This window comes from Pseudomonas sp. GL-B-26, from assembly GCF_019947405.1.
Lineage (GTDB): Bacteria > Pseudomonadota > Gammaproteobacteria > Pseudomonadales > Pseudomonadaceae > Aquipseudomonas.
The window spans coordinates 1-18160 of sequence record NZ_JAGYGJ010000018.1 but is presented as its reverse complement, the minus strand read 5'-3'; the positions used below and the strand labels follow the sequence as shown (position 1 = coordinate 18160).

The following is an 18160-nucleotide window of genomic DNA, read 5'->3' as shown; positions in this document are numbered from 1 at the left end:
TGTCCAAAAAGGTAACTGTAGCGCGACGTCACCCGAGCAACCAGCAGAACGCTGTGCGATGTGGTTCGTTCGAAAGGATCAACCTGTGGAAGAGAAAGGGGATCAATGAGCCCAATGCCTCTGTGCGCGAGCAGTTGGCCAAAGTCGCAGTTACTTATCCCTGTATCGGCATCAGACTCATTGATCATTGCCCAGCTCAATGTTGGGCGATTTCCATCTAACTGAATGGAGATGCATTGGCGCGTCATTAGCGGCCATGCACTGTTTTTTTAACAAAACAACTTCGGCACGTCTAATCACCTTTTTCCCCGACCTTATATGCTCCGGATATATCGGCACCACCATTCGTCGCATCAAAAACGCTGCGCGATTTTTTTGACTATTGCTGGCTTAAGGTTTGCAGAAGATGCTCGTAGCAGCCCCAGAACGACGTAATTCTGACGCGGCAGCACTTTAATTAACGCTTAGGACGCCAGCGATGCGCTTGGTCAGTCACCGGGAGAAGTAACGTGTCAACTCTCAATGAAATCGCAGCGAACCACGCGAGAATGGCCAAGGCTCTTGTCGAAGAGTCGACCGGGCTGAATGAGCGCCACACCCAGATTGTGGACAGTTTCGAAGTTCCATCCATGGATGCGCAACACATGCCTCTGCACCTTATCGCCGGAGTGCAGGACAACCATTTCGGGCAAGCAACGGCCTACTTGCTCTGACGGTGTTTGATCCGGGCAGCCGTTGGGCAGGCGGTAATGGTCTGCCTGCCGGCGCGGTGAGGTCGAGTACCACTTCTTGGCCTAAACTCAACTGACTAGCCCGTTGGGGAGCTGCCGGAGTGGCATTCCCATGCTCGAAACTTTAGAGATGTCGCGCGTCAAGCGCTTCGCCGCAAACGTTGCCGGTCGAGATTTCGCGGTCGGTGACATTCATGGCCATTTCACTCGGTTGCAGGATGCTCTGGATGCAGCGGGGTTCAACCACTTGCGAGATCGCCTGTTCAGTGTTGGCGATCTGATTGACCGTGGGCCCGAGTGCCTAGATGCGCTCGATTGGCTGGACAAGGCATGGTTCCACCCGGTGCGAGGCAACCATGACGACTACGTGGTGTGTTTCGATACCTGCGATGTCGACAGCTGGATCGACAACGGTGGTTCATGGTTCGTGGACCTGCCGCTGTTCGAGAAGCAAGCATTTGCGGCGCAGTTCGCCAAGCTCCCTATCGCGATCGAAGTCGAAACAGCATTCGGCCTGATCGGCATCGTGCACGCCGATTGTCCGTTTCCATCATGGCAGCAACTGCGAAAGGAACTGGAGTCGCCGGAAAGCAACAGGCGTCTGCAGGAGGTGCAGCACTACTGCATGTGGTCACGAAGGCGGATCGATCAGCAGGAGACACATGGCGTTGAAGGCCTGCGCGCACTGGTCGTAGGGCATACGCCGCTTTATATGCCCGTCAGCCTTGGCAATGTGATTCACATTGATACGGGTGGCTGGAGGCCGGACCGTGGTTATTTCACCCTGCTGGATCTCGAAACGCTCGAAACCATCCCCGCAAGCTGACTCAACACCGATCGGCCAACGCCATTCACTCAAAAAAAACCCGGCCACATCAGCCGGGTTCTTTATTTACAGATTCAGGTGGCATCACTGCCACCGACCATCAACAGCACTTCGGTCCAGCCTTGCTTCCGTAACGAGCTTCCTGGCGTTCCCGAAAGAACACCTCATAACTCATCACCGGTTTGTCCGGGTGCTTGGTTTGCATGTGCTCGACGTAGGTGTCGTAGTCGGGCATGCCGACCATCAGGCGCGCGGCCTGACCGAGGTATTTACCGAGGCGACTCAAGTCATTGAACATGCTGCAATCCTCGATCAAGCGTCCGGCAATGCCTGGAATGGCGCTTCTTTATCCGTACGTTCTTTGGTGCCCCAGGCGGCGATACCGACCTTGAGTGCAAAGAACAGGATGCTGAAGACCACCAGCAAGAACAGCGCGGTCAGCGTTGCGTTGGTGTACGCGTTGTAGATCACGTGCTGCATCTGGTCGATGCTCTTCGCCGGGGCGAGGATCTGACCGTTGGCCAGCGCATCGCTGTACTTCTTGGCCAAGGCCAGGAAACCGATCGCCGGGTTGGCATCGAACAGCTTGATGAAGCCGGCGGTGGTGGTACAGATCAGCAGCCACACGGCGGGCAACATGGTGACCCACACATAGCGCTGGCGTTTCATTTTGATCAGCACAACGGTCGCCAACATCAGCGCGATACCGGCCAGCATCTGGTTGGAGATACCGAACAACGGCCACAGGGTGTTGATGCCGCCCAGCGGATCGATCACGCCCTGGTACAGCAGATAACCCCACATCGCCACACAACCGGCGGTCGCGATCAGGTTGGCGGTCCAGGATTCGGTGCGTTTCAGCGCCGGCACGAAGGAACCGAGCAAGTCCTGCAGCATGAAACGTCCGGCACGGGTACCGGCATCGACGGCCGTCAGGATGAACAGCGCTTCGAACAGGATCGCGAAGTGGTACCAGAACGCCATGGTGTTTTCACCCGGCAGAAGGTGGTGCAGGATCTGCGCGATACCGACTGCCAGGGTCGGCGCACCGCCGGCACGGGCCAGGATGGTGGTTTCACCGATGTCCTTGGCCACTGCTTGCAGCGCTTCCGGGGTAATCGCAAAGCCCCAGCTGCTGACGGTCTGAGCAACCGAAACAGCATCAGAGCCGACAAGCGCCGCCGGGCTGTTCATGGCGAAGTACACGCCTGGTTCGATCACCGACGCAGCCACCATCGCCATGATGGCCACGAAGGATTCCATCAGCATGCCGCCGTAACCGATGTAACGGGCATGGCCTTCGCTGGCCAACAACTTCGGCGTGGTGCCGGAAGCAATCAGCGCGTGGAAACCCGAGACCGCGCCACAGGCAATCGTGATGAACAGGAACGGGAACAAACCGCCCTTCCATACCGGCCCGGTACCGTCGACGAACTGGGTGAGTGCCGGCATTTTCAAGTCGGGCATGGTGATCAGAATGCCAATCGCCAAGGCCACGATGGTGCCGATTTTCAGGAAGGTCGACAGGTAGTCCCGCGGCGCCAGAATCAGCCACACCGGCAATACCGCCGCAACAAAACCGTAGCCGATCAGCATCCAGGTGATCTGGATCCCGGTGAAGGTAAAGGCCTTGGCCCAGACCGGATCAGCGGCAATCTGCCCACCCAGCCAGATCGAACCGAGCAGCAGCAACACGCCGACAACGGAGATTTCACCGATGCGACCCGGACGGATGTAGCGCATGTAAATGCCCATGAACATCGCGATCGGGATGGTCGCCATCACCGTGAAAATACCCCACGGGCTTTCGGCCAGGGCCTTCACAACGATCAACGCCAGCACCGCGAGGATGATGATCATGATCAGGAAGCAGCCAAACAGCGCGATGGTCCCGGGGATGCGGCCCATTTCTTCACGGACCATGTCGCCCAGGGAACGACCGTTGCGGCGAGTGGACATGAACAGGACCATGAAGTCCTGAACGGCACCGGCCAGCACCACGCCGGCAATCAGCCACAGCGTACCGGGCAAATAGCCCATCTGCGCCGCCAGGACCGGACCGACCAGCGGCCCCGCGCCAGCGATGGCTGCGAAGTGGTGACCGAAGAGTACGTGTTTGTTGGTCGGCACGTAGTCCAGACCATCGTTATTAACGACAGCCGGCGTGGCACGATTGGGATCGAGTTGCATCACCTTGGTGGCGATGAACAGGCTGTAGTAGCGGTATGCGACGAGATAAATAGCGACTGCTGCGACTACGATCCAGAGGGCATTGATCGCTTCGCCGCGGCGCAGGGCCACGACACTTAGCGCAAACGCTCCCAGGACAGCCACGGCAAACCAGGCGAGGTGTTTAGCCAGACGGGGCATAGCGTGTCTCCTGCCGACAGCCAGTGGACTGCGGCGGTAATTTTTATAATTGTGTCCGCTGTGCGGAGCTGGCCCAATATCCCCGCATGCCGTCTACAAATAAATCCGCGTTACTACGTACGTGTCGTCTACGTAGTTCTACGTAGACGCCGCTCCCACAGGGGAATGGTCTACACCTGCGAGTAATTGGTCGGCTGTCAGGCCGCCATCGCGAGCAGGCTCGCTCCCACAGTGGATCGGGTAAGCCTTTTGCCCCTCACCACTCAACAGGCCGAGCGTTAGCTCGCCTGCAACTTTTGATCTTGATCCACCCGCCCCATCGGGAGGCTGAGTGGAGGTGTTCATCCGGGGAGTGGCGCGCAGCGCCGTTCGACGCAGTCGAACACGCTGCATGTAGGTCGTCGCGAAGCAGACCGGAGGGCAGTGTCCCCGGATGGATACCGGAGCGAAGGAACGCCGAGCCCAAGCGAGGGGCCGGACGCTCGGGGCGAAACCCTAAGTGGCCGTTACTGCAGAAATGGATATGTTCACCTGAGGTCATTCCGTCCAGCACCGCTACTGGACGCGCGTATCTTTGACATATGATGCCGGGCCTTAGCATCCCCTCAGCCCGGTCAGGAGCCAAGATGCAGCTCAAACACAAAATCGTCGCGCTCGGGATTCTTCCGCTGGTGTTGGCCATCGCCGTCATCTGCGCGCTGGTGATCTCCATGAACCGGCAACTGGGTGAACAACAGGCGCAACTGATCGAAGACAGCATTCTGGCCAGCAAGCGCGCAGAACTTAAGAACTACGTCGAAATGGCGCAAAGCCTGATCGAGCCGCTGTACGACGACGGCCACGGTGATGAACACGCACAACAAAAAGTGCTGGAAGAACTGCGCAAGCTCAGCTTTGGCATCAATGGCTACTTCTTCGTCTACGACCACGAGGGTCGCAGCCTGATGCACGCGCGCCAGTCCGAGCTGGTGGGCAAATACCTGTGGGACATGAAGGACCCTCACGGTTTGCCGGTGATCCAGGCGTTGCTCAAAAGTGCGCAATCGGGCGAAGGCTTTCAACGCTATGCCTGGAACAAACCCTCTTCCGGCCAAGTGACCGACAAGCTCGCTTATGTGGTGATGCTGGATCGTTGGGGCTGGATGCTCGGCACCGGCATCTACCTTGAAGACGTTGAGCGCGCGACCCAGCAAGCGCGTGACGAAGTGGCCCAGGGCATTCGTAAAACCATGCTGGCGATTGCCGCGGTGGCCCTCGTGGCGGTGTTGTTTGTCTTCGCCAGCGGCATGACGCTGAACGTCAGCGAACATCGTCTGGCCGACAAAAAACTTCAGCGCCTGACTCAGCGTATCGTCAGCTTGCAAGAGGAAGAGCGCTCACGGGTTTCCCGTGAACTACACGACGGCATCAGCCAGCTACTGGTCTCCATCAAGTTTCAGTTCGAGCTGGCCAACCATCTGCTCGAGAATGGGCAAGCACACGACAAGGGTTTGAGTACGCTGAGGGACGCCACGGAACGCCTGGGGGAAGCGATTGGCGAGGTTCGCAGCCTCTCCCACGACCTGCGTTCCTCGCTGCTCGACACCCTGGGGCTGCCGGCGGCGATCGGTCAACTCGCCGCGGAATTCGAGCAACGCAGCGGCCTGGTGGTGACTTACAACGACAACGAATTCGACTGTCACTTGGTCGATGGGGCAGCGGTCTCGCTGTTTCGCATCGTGCAAGAAGGCCTGACTAATATTGAACGACATGCACAGGCTAAAAACGTCTCCATTACCCTGCACGGGTCTGAAGATTCCATACGGTTGACGGTGGTCGATGACGGTATCGGTTTCAACGTCGCCCAGGTCGAACGTCGTCATGCGGGCATTGGCCTGCGTAATATCCGTGAGCGTGTCGAGCATTTTGGTGGACGATTCGACCTGATCTCGATGCCGGGACGAAGCGAGCTGGACGTTTGGCTGCCAATGAAAATGCCCGGTGCAACACACTGACTCGCCCCCTGACAACAAGAGTGAATACCCGCGATGAACCTGCCCTACCCGATCCGCGTCGCCCTGGTCGACGATCACGCCCTGGTCCGCGACGGGATCAAAGCGCTGCTGGCGGTCATGGCCCCCCTGGAAGTGGTGGGCGAAGCCGAGAGTGGCGCGGATGCCATTGAAATGGTCGGACGCTGCCAGCCGGACCTGTTGCTGGTCGACATCAGCCTGCGGGACATGAACGGGCTCGAGCTGACCCGGGTGTTACGCAGCCAGTACCCGTCGCTCAAGGTGCTGGTGCTCAGCATGTACGACAATAATGAATACGTGAGTGAGTCCGTTCGCGCGGGGGCCAGCGGCTATGTACTGAAGAATTCACCGTCGCGGGAAATCATCGCGGCGATCGAAGCCATCGCCAGTGGCGGCACGTTCTACAGCGCCGAGATCGCCCAGCGGCTCATCGCCGATAAAAATACCGACAACGAGCTGACACCGCGCGAGAGCCAGGTGTTGTACAAGATGGCTCAAGGGCTGAACAACAAGGAGATGGCCCGCGAACTGGACATCAGCGTTCGCACGGTAGAAACCCATCGCCTGAGCATCCGGCGCAAACTCAACATCGACAAACCGGCGGCCCTGGTCAAATACGCGATCGATCACGGGATCATCTCTCGGTAGCAGGCATTAATACTCAATGGAAAACCCGGCCTCATCAGCCGGGTTTTTTTTGGTTTTTTATTGGTAACAGCCATCCCCTCCACCCTTTTCACCACCGTCCGACCAGAAACTCATTTCAGGGACTTGCGCTAACGGTATTATGGTATACCATCAGACGCACAGACACTCTCACCCTACACGGAGCAGCTCATGAGTTTCGAAATCCGCAAGATCGTCAGCTATGTCGAAGAAACCTTTATCGAAGGCGGCAAGGCCACCGATAAACCAGTGACCATGGTCGGCCTGGCCGTCGTGATGAAAAACCCTTGGCTGGGTCGCGGCTTTGTCGAAGACCTGAAGCCGGAAATTCGCGCCAACTGCTCCGACCTCGGTGCGCTGATGGTCGAGCGACTGGTCGGCATCATCGGCGGTGCCGAGAAGATCGAGGCTTATGGCAAGGCCGCTGTCGTGGGCGCCGACGGTGAAATCGAACACGCCTCCGCCGTCATTCACACCCTGCGCTTCGGTAACCATTACCGTGAAGCGGTGAAAGCCAAGAGCTACCTGAGCTTTACCAACAAGCGCGGCGGCCCGGGCACTTCGATCCAGATTCCGATGATGCACAAAGACGATGAAGGCCTGCGTTCGCACTACATCACCCTGGAAATGAAAATTGAAGATGCACCGCGTGCCGACGAAATCGTGGTGGTACTGGGTTGCGCCGATGGCGGCCGCCTGCACCCTCGCATCGGCAACCGTTACATCGACCTGGAAGAGCTGGCCGCTGAAAACGCCCAGTAATCAAGGTTGGTAAGAACAACAAAAAGGCATGCAGGAGCGCTCCATGATTCGGCTCACCGCTGAACTCACCCCGGCTGGCACCAGTTACCTGGCGACCGGCCAAGGCCAGCCCGTGGTTTTGATCCACGGCGTGGGCCTGAACAAAGAAATGTGGGGCGGCCAGGTCGTTGGCCTGGCCACGAAGTACCGCGTGATTGCCTACGACATGCTGGGCCATGGCGCCAGCCCGCGCCCGGAAAGCGGCACCCCCCTGCTCGGCTATGCCGACCAGTTGCTGGAGCTGCTCGATCACCTGCAATTGCCCCAGGCGACGGTGATCGGTTTTTCCATGGGCGGGCTGGTCGCGCGGGCATTTGCCTTGCATTACCCGCAACGCCTGCAAGGCCTGGTGGTGCTCAATAGCGTGTTCAATCGCAGCCCCGAACAGCGTGCCGGCGTCATCGCCCGTACCGCTCAAGCGGCCGAGCACGGACCGGATGCCAACGCCGAAGCCGCCCTGTCGCGCTGGTTCAGCCGCGAATATCAGGCGGCCAATCCGGCGCAGATCGCGGCCTTGCGCCAAACCCTGGCAGACAATGACCCGCAGGGTTACCTGACCACCTATGAACTGTTCGCGACCCAGGACATGTACCGCGCTGACGACCTGGGCAGCATTCAGGTGCCGACACTGATCGCCACCGGTGAACTGGACCCTGGTTCGACACCGGAAATGGCCGAGCAATTGGCCGCACGTATTCCCGGCGCGACAGTTGCCGTGCTCGCCGAGCAGCGGCATATGATGCCCGTAGAATCACCGCGCCTGGTCAACCAGCTGCTGCTGGAATTTCTCGACACCGCGCACTCCCGACAAAACCAAATAAAGGGGATCGTTGCATGACACTCGCACGCTTCCAGATGTGCATCGGCGGTGAATGGGTCGATGCCCTGTCCGGCAAGACTTTTGAAAGCCTGAACCCGGCGCTGGCCCAAGCCTGGGCCGAACTGCCCGATGCCGACGAAGCCGACGTCGAGCGCGCCGTACAAGCGGCGCAGACGGCTTTCGACAGCCCGGCCTGGCGCGGTTTGACCGCCACCGCCCGCGGCAAACTGCTGCGGCGCCTGGGCGATCTGATCGCCGAAAACAAGGAACACCTGGCGCAGCTGGAAAGCCGTGACAACGGCAAGCTGATCCGCGAAACCCGTGGTCAGGTCAGCTACTTGCCGGAGTTCTTCCACTACACCGCGGGCCTGGCCGACAAACTTGAAGGCGGCACCCTGCCCCTCGATAAGCCGGACCTGTTTGCCTACACCGTGCACGAAGCCATGGGCGTGGTCGCGGCGATCATTCCCTGGAACAGTCCGCTGTACCTGACCGCGATCAAACTGGCCCCGGCCCTGGCGGCGGGCAACACCATCGTGATCAAACCGTCGGAGCACGCCTCCGCAACCATTCTCGAACTGGCGCGTCTGGCGTTGGAAGCCGGCATCCCGCCGGGTGTGGTCAACGTCGTCACCGGCTACGGCCCAAGCACTGGCGCGGCACTCACCCGCCATCCGCTGATCCGCAAAATCGCCTTCACCGGCGGCGCTGCGACGGCACGGCATGTGGTGCGCAGCAGCGCCGAGAACTTCGCCAAGCTGTCGCTGGAACTGGGCGGCAAATCGCCGAACATTATCTTCGCCGACGCCGACCTCGACAGCGCGATCAACGGCGCGATTGCCGGGATCTACGCGGCCTCCGGTCAGAGTTGCGTCTCCGGTTCGCGATTGTTGGTGCAGGACGAAATCTACGATGAGTTCGTCGATCGTTTGGTCGAACGCGCCAAACGCATTCGCATCGGTAACCCGCAGGAAGACAGCAGCGAAATGGGCCCGATGGCCACCGCGCAGCAACTGGCGGTGGTCGAAGGCCTCGTCGCCGATGCCATCGCCGAAGGTGCGCGCCTGCGCCTGGGCGGCAAGCGTCCGCAGAACCTGGGCGATGGCTGGTTCTACGAGCCAACCTTGTTCGAATGCGACCGCAACTCGATGAAGATCATGCAGGAAGAAGTCTTCGGTCCAGTGGCCTCGGTGATTCGTTTCAAGGATGAAGCCGAAGCGTTGGCGATTGCCAACGACTCGCAGTTCGGCCTCGCCGCCGGCATCTGGACTCGCGATCTGGGCCGCGCTCATCGCCTGGCCCGGGATGTGCGATCCGGGATCATCTGGGTCAACACCTACCGCGCCGTGTCGGCCATGGCACCGATCGGCGGCTTCAAGAACAGCGGCTATGGACGCGAGAGCGGCATCGATTCGGTGCTGGCCTACACCGAGCTGAAAACGGTGTGGATCAACCTCTCCCAGGCACCGATGCCTGACCCCTTCGTGATGCGCTAGGAGATTGACGAAATGATCGAACCCGGCATTTACAAAGACGTCATGAGCTCGTTCCCATCCGGGGTCACGGTGGTCACCACCCTGGACCCGGACGGCGGCATCGTCGGTATTACCGCCAGCGCTTTCAGTGCGCTGTCGATCGATCCGGCACTGGTACTGTTTTGCCCCAACTATGCCTCTGACACCTACCCGATCCTGCGCGACAGCAAGCAGTTCGCGATTCACTTGCTGTCCGCCGACCAGACCGCCGAAGCCTATGCGTTTGCCGGCAAAGGCAAGGACAAGGCCAATGGCATCGACTGGCACTTGAGCGCGCTGGGTAATCCGCTGCTGGGTAACGCCACGGCGATCATCGAGTGCGAACTGTGGCGCGAATACGACGGCGGTGACCACGCGATCATCGTCGGCGCGGTGAAGAACCTGATTCTGCCCGAGCAACCGGTGACGCCGATGATCTATCACAAAGGCAAGCTGGGCCCTTTGCCCGCCCTGGCCTGACGGGTTTACTCAAAACCCTGTGGGAGCGGGCTTGCTCGCGAATTCGGTCGCACATTCAACATTGATGCAGACTGACACACCGCTTTCGCGAGCAAGCCAGCTCCCACAAGGGACTGCGGTGAGAGGATGATGATGAACAATGAAAAGTACGAAAAAGGCCTGAAAATCCGCACCCAGGTGCTGGGCGAAGCCTACGTGAAACGCTCCATCGAGAACGCCGACGACTTCACTCGGCCGCTGCAGGAAATGGTCACCGAGTACTGCTGGGGCCATGTCTGGGGCCGTGAGGGTTTGTCGCTTAAAGAGCGCAGCATGATAAACTTGGCCATGATTTCGGCCCTCAATCGGCCTCACGAACTCAAGCTGCATGTACGTGGCGCCTTGCGTAACGGACTGACTCGTGAACAAATACGCGAAATTCTGCTTCAGGTCGGTATTTATTGCGGTGTCCCCGCTGCCGTAGACAGTTTCCGGCTCGCCCGTGAAGCGTTCGCCGAAGCCGATGCCGAGGCCTCCAGTTAACCCTTGGCTGTTTGATCTGACCGAGCACGGAGATTCTTGCGATCGAAGTGCTCTTTTTGCATGGACAGCCACACTCAGAGCGGACCCCATGAAACGCCTGCCACTCGACGACAGCTTCAAGGTCAATCGCAACCCCGTTACCCTGCGCGAAATCGTGCTGGATAAACTGCGAAGCGCCATCATGAACTTCCAGCTCCTGCCGGGAGACCGTCTGGTCGAGCGCGATCTGTGCGATCGCCTGGGCGTCAGCCGCACGTCCGTACGCGAAGCCTTGCGTCACCTGGAATCCGAAGGCCTGGTGGAATTCGCCGACGCCAAGGGCCCTCGGGTCGCCATCATTACCCTCTCTGACGCCGGTGATATCTACGAGCTGCGTTGCGTGCTCGAAGGCCTGATCGTCCAGCTGTTCACCCTGCGCGCCAAGGCCAAGGACATCAAGGCCCTGGAAAAAGCCCTCGAGGAAAACCGCAAGGCCCTCAAGGACGGCGAGCTGCAACAGGTGATCGATTCGGTTCAGGGCTTCTACGATGTGCTGCTCGAAGGCTCCGGCAACCATGTCGCGGCCACTCAGTTGCGTCAGTTGCAGGCACGAATCAGCTACCTGCGGGCGACGTCGGTGTCCCAGGAAAACCGGCGCGGCGCGAGCAATCAGGAAATGGAACGCATGGTCGAGGCAATCAAGAGTGGCGACCCCCTCGCCGCCCACCAGGCTTGCGTCGACCACGTGCGCGCCGCCGCAACCGTCGCCCTCGATTACCTCAAGCGCAAACAGGAAGAGACCGGGAAAATTCCTGAGATCACCCTGCCGATCGCGCTTAAAGAACCGCGCATAGGTCGCTAAAGATGTTCAGCCCGAGCTTTTGCCCAAAGTGCGGCGGCAGTGACCTCGGTCACCAGCTGCCGCCGGGCGATACGCACGAGCGCCTGATGTGCCGCGGCTGCGGCTACATCCATTACGTCAATCCGAAAATCATTGCCGGCTGCATCATCGAGCAGGACGGCAAGTATTTGTTGTGTCAGCGCGCCATCCCGCCGCGCCCTGGTACCTGGACGCTGCCGGCCGGCTTCATGGAAGGCGGCGAGACCACCGAACAAGCAGCGTTGCGCGAAGTCTGGGAAGAGAGCGGCGTGCGCGCGGAAATTCTTTCGCCCTACTCGATCTTCAGCGTGCCGAAGATCAGCGAGGTGTACATCATCTTCCGCGCCATCGCCCTGGAGATCACCGGCCAGTATGGGCCGGAAACCCTCGACTACAAATTCTTCGCACCCGAGGACATCCCTTGGGACAGCATCTACTACCCGGCGATCCGGCAGATCCTCGAGCGCTATATCGAGGAACGCCAGGCCGGGGTCTATGGCATTTACATCGGCAACGACGATATCGGCAAGATTCACTTCATCCGCTGACAGCCCTCAGGGCGCCACGCCCTCGACAATGATGATCTCGGCCCGGGCCACGCCCTCACGGTGCCGTTTCGCTTCCTGATATTCCTCCGATTGGTAGCAGGCCAGCGCCTGTTCGTACGAGTCGAATTCAATCACCACGTTGCGCTGCGGCGTGGGCCCGCCTTCCAGTGCTTCGCTGCGCCCGCCCCGGGCCAACATCCGTCCGCCATACAACGCGAAGGCCGCCGGCGCCCGCTGGGTGTATTGGCTGTATTGATCGGGGTCGGTGACATCTACATGAGCAATCCAGTACGCCTTCATAGTGACCTCTCGGTTTATTTTGTATTATGGTATACCACAAAATATTTCCATCAAACACTGAGAATCCCAACATGGCCTTCAACAGCATCGAAGAAATCATCGAAGACTATCGACAAGGCAAGATGGTGCTCCTGGTCGATGACGAGGACCGGGAAAACGAAGGCGACCTGCTGCTGGCCGCCGATTGCTGCACGGCCGAGGCCATCAGCTTCATGGCCCGGGAAGCGCGCGGCCTGATCTGCCTGACCCTGACCGACGACCACTGCCAGCGCCTCGGGCTGGAGCAGATGGTGCCGAGCAACGGCAGCGTGTTCAGCACGGCGTTCACCGTTTCCATCGAGGCCGCCGTGGGCGTGACCACCGGCATCTCCGCCGCCGACCGGGCGCGTACCGTGGCAGCCGCCGTCGCCGTTAATGCCGGGCCCGCCGACCTCGTGCAACCCGGTCATATTTTCCCGCTGCGCGCCAAGGAAGGCGGTGTACTGACTCGCGCCGGTCATACGGAGGCCGGTTGCGACCTGGCACGCCTGGCCGGCTTCACGCCCGCCTCGGTGATCGTCGAAGTGATGAACGATGACGGCACCATGGCCCGCCGCCCGGACCTGGAAGTGTTCGCGCGCAAGCACGGGATCAAGATCGGCACCATCGCCGACCTGATCCACTATCGCCTCAGCACCGAAAGCACTGTCGTGCGTATCGGTGAACGTGAACTGCCCACGGTGCATGGCACTTTCCAGCTGATCACTTTTGAAGACCGCATCGAAGGCGGCGTCCACATGGCAATGGTCATGGGCAAGTTGCACCGGGACGAACCGACGCTGGTGCGCGTGCACGTGATCGATCCGCTGCGCGATCTGGTGGGCGCCGAATACAGCGGCCCGTCCAACTGGACGTTGTGGGCGGCGCTGCAGCGAGTCGCCGAGGAAGGTCGTGGCGTGGTGGTGGTGCTGGCCAATCATGAGTCGTCGCAAGCGCTGCTGGAGCGTGTGCCGCAGCTGACCCAGCCACCACGGCAGTTCAGTCGTTCGCAGTCGCGCATCTATTCTGAAGTGGGTACCGGGGCGCAGATTCTGCAGGATCTTGGCGTGGGCAAGCTGCGTCATCTTGGTCCTCCGCTGAAGTACGCGGGTTTGACCGGTTACAACCTGGAAGTGGTGGAAAGCATCCCCTTCACCGAATGATTTCGGGCTTTTCTCCATAAACGTACGGGCCACTGCCCGGTGGCCTGACGGTAAAAAAAGCACTTTTGGCTGATAGCCGGTAAGGCAAAGTGCTTGCACAATGTTTGGAATACCATAATATGATATTCCATAGACCGGACGACCGTAACAGGCCAGATGGACCTACTGCTCCCGATCGGCGGGCACTAAAAGCCCCGCTCATAAACACAACAATGAGGGCGTGAAAATGGTGTTGAACAAACGTGCAACCGCAATACTTTTTGCGGGACTGCTGAGCGTGACCAGCCAGGCATTGATGGCGGCCGAAAGCGTCAACTTCGTCAGCTGGGGCGGTAGCACCCAGGATGCGCAGAAGCAGGCCTGGGCCGACCCGTTCAGCAAAGCCAGCGGCATCACCGTGGTCCAGGATGGCCCAACCGACTACGGCAAACTCAAAGCCATGGTCGAAAGCGGCAATGTGCAGTGGGACGTGGTCGATGTCGAAGCCGATTTCGCCCTGCGCGCCGCCGCCGAAGGCCTCCTCGAACCCCTCGATTTCACGGTCATCCAGCGCGATAAAATCGACCCACGGTTTGTCTCCGATCACGGCGTTGGCTCGTTCTTCTTCTCCTTCGTCCTCGGCTACAACGAAGGCAAGCTCGGCGCCAGCAAACCTCAGGACTGGTCCGCGCTGTTCGACACCAAGACCTATCCCGGCAAACGCGCCCTCTACAAATGGCCAAGCCCGGGTGTGCTTGAACTGGCGCTGCTGGCCGATGGCGTAGCCGCCGACAAGCTCTATCCGCTGGACCTGGATCGCGCCTTCAAGAAACTCGACACCATCAAGAAAGACATCGTCTGGTGGGGCGGCGGTGCCCAATCGCAACAGTTGCTCGCCTCGGGCGAAGCCAGCATGGGGCAGTTCTGGAACGGCCGGATCCACGCCCTGCAAGAGGACGGCGCGCCAGTGGGCGTGAGCTGGAAACAGAACCTGGTCATGGCCGACATTCTGGTCGTGCCCAAAGGGACAAAAAACAAGGCCGCAGCCATGAAGTTCCTGGCCAACGCCAGCAGCGCCAAAGGACAAGCTGACTTCTCCAACCTGACCGCCTATGCGCCGGTCAACGTCGACAGCGTGGCGCGCCTGGATTCGGTGCTGGCCCCTAACCTGCCGACTGCCTACGCTAAGGATCAGATCACTCTTGATTTCGCGTACTGGGCCAAAAACGGTCCGGCCATCGCGACACGGTGGAACGAATGGCTGGTCAAATGAAAATGACGGTAACCGCGTCCCGTCAACCCACGCAGGTCGGGAGCGCCACTGGCGCTGCCGGCTCGGCACTCGGCAAGGCGGCTGCGATGAACCAATCCCCTTCCATGGCACAGCGCTGGCGCGGTTCAAGCAACCTGATCCCCGCCTTGGTGTTCCTCGGCCTGTTCTTTCTGGCGCCGCTGATCGGGCTGCTGCTGCGTGGCGTGCTGGAGCCGGTACCGGGGCTGGGCAACTACGAGCAGTTGTTCGCCAACTCGGCCTATGCACGGGTCTTGCTCAACACCTTCTCGGTGGCCGGACTGGTGACATTGTTCAGCCTGCTGCTCGGTTTCCCACTGGCCTGGGCCATCACCCTGGTGCCCCGTGGCTGGGGTCGCTGGATCCTCAACATCGTGTTGCTGTCGATGTGGACCAGCCTCCTCGCCCGGACCTATTCCTGGCTCGTGTTGCTGCAAGCCTCCGGGGTGATCAACAAGGCGCTGATGGCGATGGGCATCATCGATCAGCCGCTGGAGATGGTGCATAACCTCACCGGCGTGGTGATCGGCATGAGCTACATCATGATCCCGTTCATCGTGCTGCCGCTGCAGGCGACCATGCAGGCCATCGATCCGATGATCCTGCAAGCTGGTTCGATCTGCGGCGCGAGCCCCTGGACCAACTTCTTCCGGGTGTTCCTGCCGCTGTGCCGGCCTGGGTTGTTCTCCGGTGGCCTGATGGTGTTCGTGATGTCGCTTGGGTACTACGTCACCCCGGCGCTGCTGGGTGGAGCGCAGAACATGATGCTGCCCGAGTTCATCATTCAGCAGGTGCAGTCGTTCCTCAACTGGGGCCTGGCCAGCGCCGGTGCCGCGTTGCTGATCGTCATTACGCTGGTGTTGTTCTACTTCTACCTGAAGCTCCAGCCGGAATCCCCGGTTGGCGCCAGCAACGCGAGGTAAGCCGTCATGCTCCTGACCCCCAATGCCATGAGCCGGCGCATGCGCTTCGGCCTGTACTTCACGACCGGATTGATCGCGTTGTTCCTGTTGCTGCCGATCGTATTCATCGTGCTGCTGTCCTTCGGTTCCTCCCAGTGGCTGGTGTTCCCGCCACCGGGATGGACGCTGAAATGGTACGGCCAGTTCTTCTCCAACGCTGACTGGATGAACGCGGCGGTGGCCAGCCTCAAGGTCGCGGTACTGACCACGTTCTTCGCCGTGGCGCTGGGCCTGCCGACCGCTTTTGCACTGGTGCGCGGGCGCTTCCCGGGCCGTGAAATGCTCTACGGTCTGTTCACCCTGCCGATGATCGTGCCGCTGGTGATCATCGCGGTGGCGGTGTACGCACTGTTCCTCAAACTCGGTTACACCGGGACGATGTTCGCCTTTGTAGTCAGCCACGTGATTGTTGCGTTGCCGTTCACCATCATCTCGATCATCAACTCGCTGAAGCTGTTCGATCAGTCGATCGAGGATGCCGCCGTGATCTGCGGCGCCTCACGCCTGCAAGCGGTGTTCAAGGTGACCTTTCCGGCGATTCGTCCGGGCATGGTGGCCGGTGCGCTGTTTGCGTTTCTGGTGTCCTGGGATGAAGTGGTGCTGAGCGTGATGATGGCCAGCCCGACCCTGCAAACCCTTCCCGTGAAAATGTGGACCACCCTGCGCCAGGACCTGACACCCGTGATCGCCGTCGCCTCGACGCTGCTGATCGGCCTCTCGGTATTGGTCATGGTGATCGCCGCCGCCCTTCGCCGGCGCAATGAAATCAGCGCCTGAGCGCCCAGGAGTACGACATGAGTGCAGTGATCAAAGATTCCGCGCAGAGCGACCAACCGCTGGTAAGCCTGCGCAACCTGAACAAGTACTACGGCGATTTTGCCGCCGTGGACGACATCTCGCTGGACATCAAGGACGGTGAATTCCTCACGTTCCTCGGCTCCAGCGGCTCTGGTAAAAGTACAACGCTGTCGATGCTCGCCGGCTTCGAAACCCCGAGCAGCGGCGAGATCCTGGTCAATGGCCAATCGCTGGTCAACGTGCCGCCGCACAAGCGCGACATCGGCATGGTGTTTCAGCGTTATTCGCTGTTCCCGCACCTGTCGGTACGCGACAACATCGCGTTCCCATTGGCCATTCGCAAACTGGCCACCGCCGAGCGCGAGCGTCGGGTCGACGCCATGCTAAAACTGGTGCAACTGGAACAATTCGCCCATCGCCGCCCTTCGCAACTGTCCGGCGGCCAGCAGCAACGTGTGGCGATTGCTCGGGCGCTGGTTTATGAACCACGCATCCTGCTGATGGACGAACCGCTCGGCGCCCTCGACAAGAAATTGCGTGAAGACTTGCAGGATGAACTGCGCCAGCTGCACCGGCGTCTGGGCATCACCATTGTTTACGTGACCCACGACCAGGAAGAAGCGATGCGCCTGTCCCAGCGCATCGCGATTTTCAGCCACGGCAAGATCGTCGGGTTGGGCAGCGGTTACGACCTCTACCAGAATCCGCCGAATGCCTTTGTAGCTTCGTTCCTTGGTAACTCGAACTTCCTCAAGCTCAAGGCTCAGGGCAATGCGGTCGCTACGTTTGAAGGGCAATCGTTGTCGATTCGACTGACCGCAGGATTGCAAACCAATCAGGATGTGCTGCTGATGGTTCGCCCTGAAAAGGCTTTGGCATTGAGCGTTGAGCAAGCTCATCAGGAACCGCTGGCGGCAGGCTGGAATGAAGTGTCGGCGATTGTCGGTGAGGTGCTGTTCCTTGGTGAAAGCCAGACCTGCACTGTGATGACTTCCGGCGGTACCTCGATGACCGTCAAGGCACTCTCTGCCGCTGGCATGCCGATGAAGACTGGCGATCCGGTTCGGGTGCGTTGGGCCACTGCGGATGCTTGCGTTTATACCGAATGGGCTGAGAGTGATCTGAACAAGGCTGCCGGGGCGCACTAACCTTTTGACGACTCATGCCAGTGGGCCGGATTAAATAGAGTCACCCTCGGGTCGCTGCAACGTCGGGTTGTGGCGGCCTTTTTTTTGCGCTTTGGTTTGTGGGCATATCCGTTTTTTTGGTAGCGGCGGCTATTGGTTTCGCTTTTACAGCGAGTCACTTGGAAAAGCCCCAAGTAACCAAGGGCTCCTGCCCCGCCATTCGGTGCCTCGCCTAGGCTCGGCATGCCCTCACTCCGGCATTGCTCCGGGGGCCCGCCGCCATCGGCCATCCATGGCCGGGGGCGGCTACCGCGGCATCCTTGCCGCGGTGCCCCCTGCGCAACGCCTGCGTTCGGCCTCTGGGAAAGGGGCA

Annotated in this window: 19 protein-coding genes; 16 read left to right on the top strand and 3 right to left on the bottom strand. The window is 60.0% G+C overall.

The features are described from left to right. The first annotated feature begins 509 nt into the window (after positions 1–509). Together KGB23_RS13865 and KGB23_RS13860 are read left to right on the top strand one after the other, a co-directional pair. Positions 510–713 (top strand): hypothetical protein, encoded by a 204-nt coding sequence (locus KGB23_RS13865; protein ID WP_140682326.1) that lies wholly within the window; start codon positions 510–512, stop codon positions 711–713. A gap of 130 nt (positions 714–843) precedes the next feature. After that, positions 844–1557, top strand: a complete 714-nt coding sequence (locus tag KGB23_RS13860) for a metallophosphoesterase (protein WP_223431487.1) — start codon at positions 844–846, stop codon at positions 1555–1557. 100 nt (positions 1558–1657) lie between these two features. Here the strand turns inward: KGB23_RS13860 and KGB23_RS13855 are convergent, their stop codons facing one another. Both KGB23_RS13855 and KGB23_RS13850 read right to left on the bottom strand, forming a co-directional pair. Next, on the bottom strand, positions 1658–1855 hold the full coding sequence (locus KGB23_RS13855; protein WP_007900300.1) for a YbdD/YjiX family protein: 198 nt from the start codon (positions 1853–1855) through the stop codon (positions 1658–1660). Positions 1856–1869: 14 nt separating this feature from the next. Then, positions 1870–3927, bottom strand: coding sequence for a carbon starvation CstA family protein (locus KGB23_RS13850; RefSeq protein WP_134418055.1), 2058 nt, complete (start codon positions 3925–3927; stop codon positions 1870–1872). A 626-nt stretch (positions 3928–4553) separates the two neighbouring features. Here KGB23_RS13850 and KGB23_RS13845 point away from each other — a divergent pair. The 9 genes from KGB23_RS13845 to KGB23_RS13805 all read left to right on the top strand — a co-directional run bounded on the left by KGB23_RS13845 (position 4554) and on the right by KGB23_RS13805 (position 12149). Further along, on the top strand, positions 4554–5921 hold the full coding sequence (locus KGB23_RS13845; RefSeq protein ID WP_223431486.1) for a cache domain-containing protein: 1368 nt from the start codon (positions 4554–4556) through the stop codon (positions 5919–5921). A gap of 33 nt (positions 5922–5954) precedes the next feature. Further along, positions 5955–6587 (top strand): response regulator, encoded by a 633-nt coding sequence (locus KGB23_RS13840; RefSeq protein ID WP_033057767.1) that lies wholly within the window; start codon positions 5955–5957, stop codon positions 6585–6587. 189 nt (positions 6588–6776) lie between these two features. After that, the gene (locus tag KGB23_RS13835; protein WP_223431485.1) at positions 6777–7367 is read left to right on the top strand and encodes an amino acid synthesis family protein; all 591 of its coding nucleotides are present in this window, start codon (positions 6777–6779) and stop codon (positions 7365–7367) included. A 43-nt stretch (positions 7368–7410) separates the two neighbouring features. After that, complete coding sequence (locus KGB23_RS13830) at positions 7411–8244, top strand: alpha/beta fold hydrolase (protein WP_046049786.1); 834 nt, start codon at positions 7411–7413, stop codon at positions 8242–8244. Beyond that, the gene (locus tag KGB23_RS13825) at positions 8241–9722 is read left to right on the top strand and encodes an aldehyde dehydrogenase (protein ID WP_033057762.1); all 1482 of its coding nucleotides are present in this window, start codon (positions 8241–8243) and stop codon (positions 9720–9722) included. Before KGB23_RS13830 ends, KGB23_RS13825 begins: the two co-directional genes overlap by 4 nt. 12 nt (positions 9723–9734) lie before the next feature. Beyond that, the gene (locus KGB23_RS13820) at positions 9735–10220 is read left to right on the top strand and encodes a flavin reductase family protein (protein WP_033057760.1); all 486 of its coding nucleotides are present in this window, start codon (positions 9735–9737) and stop codon (positions 10218–10220) included. 132 nt (positions 10221–10352) lie between these two features. Further along, on the top strand, positions 10353–10742 hold the full coding sequence (locus KGB23_RS13815; protein WP_134417102.1) for a carboxymuconolactone decarboxylase family protein: 390 nt from the start codon (positions 10353–10355) through the stop codon (positions 10740–10742). A gap of 88 nt (positions 10743–10830) precedes the next feature. Beyond that, entirely contained in the window at positions 10831–11583 is a 753-nt protein-coding gene (locus KGB23_RS13810; protein ID WP_046049782.1) for a GntR family transcriptional regulator, read from the top strand. 2 nt (positions 11584–11585) lie between these two features. Further along, entirely contained in the window at positions 11586–12149 is a 564-nt protein-coding gene (locus tag KGB23_RS13805) for an NUDIX hydrolase (RefSeq protein WP_223431484.1), read from the top strand. 6 nt (positions 12150–12155) lie between these two features. Here the strand turns inward: KGB23_RS13805 and KGB23_RS13800 are convergent, their stop codons facing one another. Beyond that, complete coding sequence (locus KGB23_RS13800) at positions 12156–12449, bottom strand: DUF1330 domain-containing protein (protein WP_046049780.1); 294 nt, start codon at positions 12447–12449, stop codon at positions 12156–12158. A gap of 71 nt (positions 12450–12520) precedes the next feature. On the opposite strand from KGB23_RS13800, the gene ribBA reads away from it, so the two are divergent. The 5 genes from ribBA to KGB23_RS13775 all read left to right on the top strand — a co-directional run bounded on the left by ribBA (position 12521) and on the right by KGB23_RS13775 (position 17808). Beyond that, the gene (gene ribBA / locus KGB23_RS13795; protein WP_223431483.1) at positions 12521–13630 is read left to right on the top strand and encodes a bifunctional 3,4-dihydroxy-2-butanone-4-phosphate synthase/GTP cyclohydrolase II; all 1110 of its coding nucleotides are present in this window, start codon (positions 12521–12523) and stop codon (positions 13628–13630) included. A gap of 226 nt (positions 13631–13856) precedes the next feature. After that, a complete protein-coding gene (locus tag KGB23_RS13790; RefSeq protein ID WP_046049778.1) occupies positions 13857–14882 on the top strand; it encodes an ABC transporter substrate-binding protein in 1026 nt (341 codons plus the stop codon). Continuing rightward, positions 14879–15823, top strand: a complete 945-nt coding sequence (locus tag KGB23_RS13785) for an ABC transporter permease (protein WP_223431482.1) — start codon at positions 14879–14881, stop codon at positions 15821–15823. Before KGB23_RS13790 ends, KGB23_RS13785 begins: the two co-directional genes overlap by 4 nt. Before the next feature lie 6 nt (positions 15824–15829). Then, a complete protein-coding gene (locus tag KGB23_RS13780) occupies positions 15830–16639 on the top strand; it encodes an ABC transporter permease (protein ID WP_056740508.1) in 810 nt (269 codons plus the stop codon). Positions 16640–16656: 17 nt separating this feature from the next. Next, positions 16657–17808 (top strand): ABC transporter ATP-binding protein, encoded by a 1152-nt coding sequence (locus KGB23_RS13775; RefSeq protein ID WP_223431481.1) that lies wholly within the window; start codon positions 16657–16659, stop codon positions 17806–17808. Positions 17809–18160: the final 352 nt, after the last annotated feature.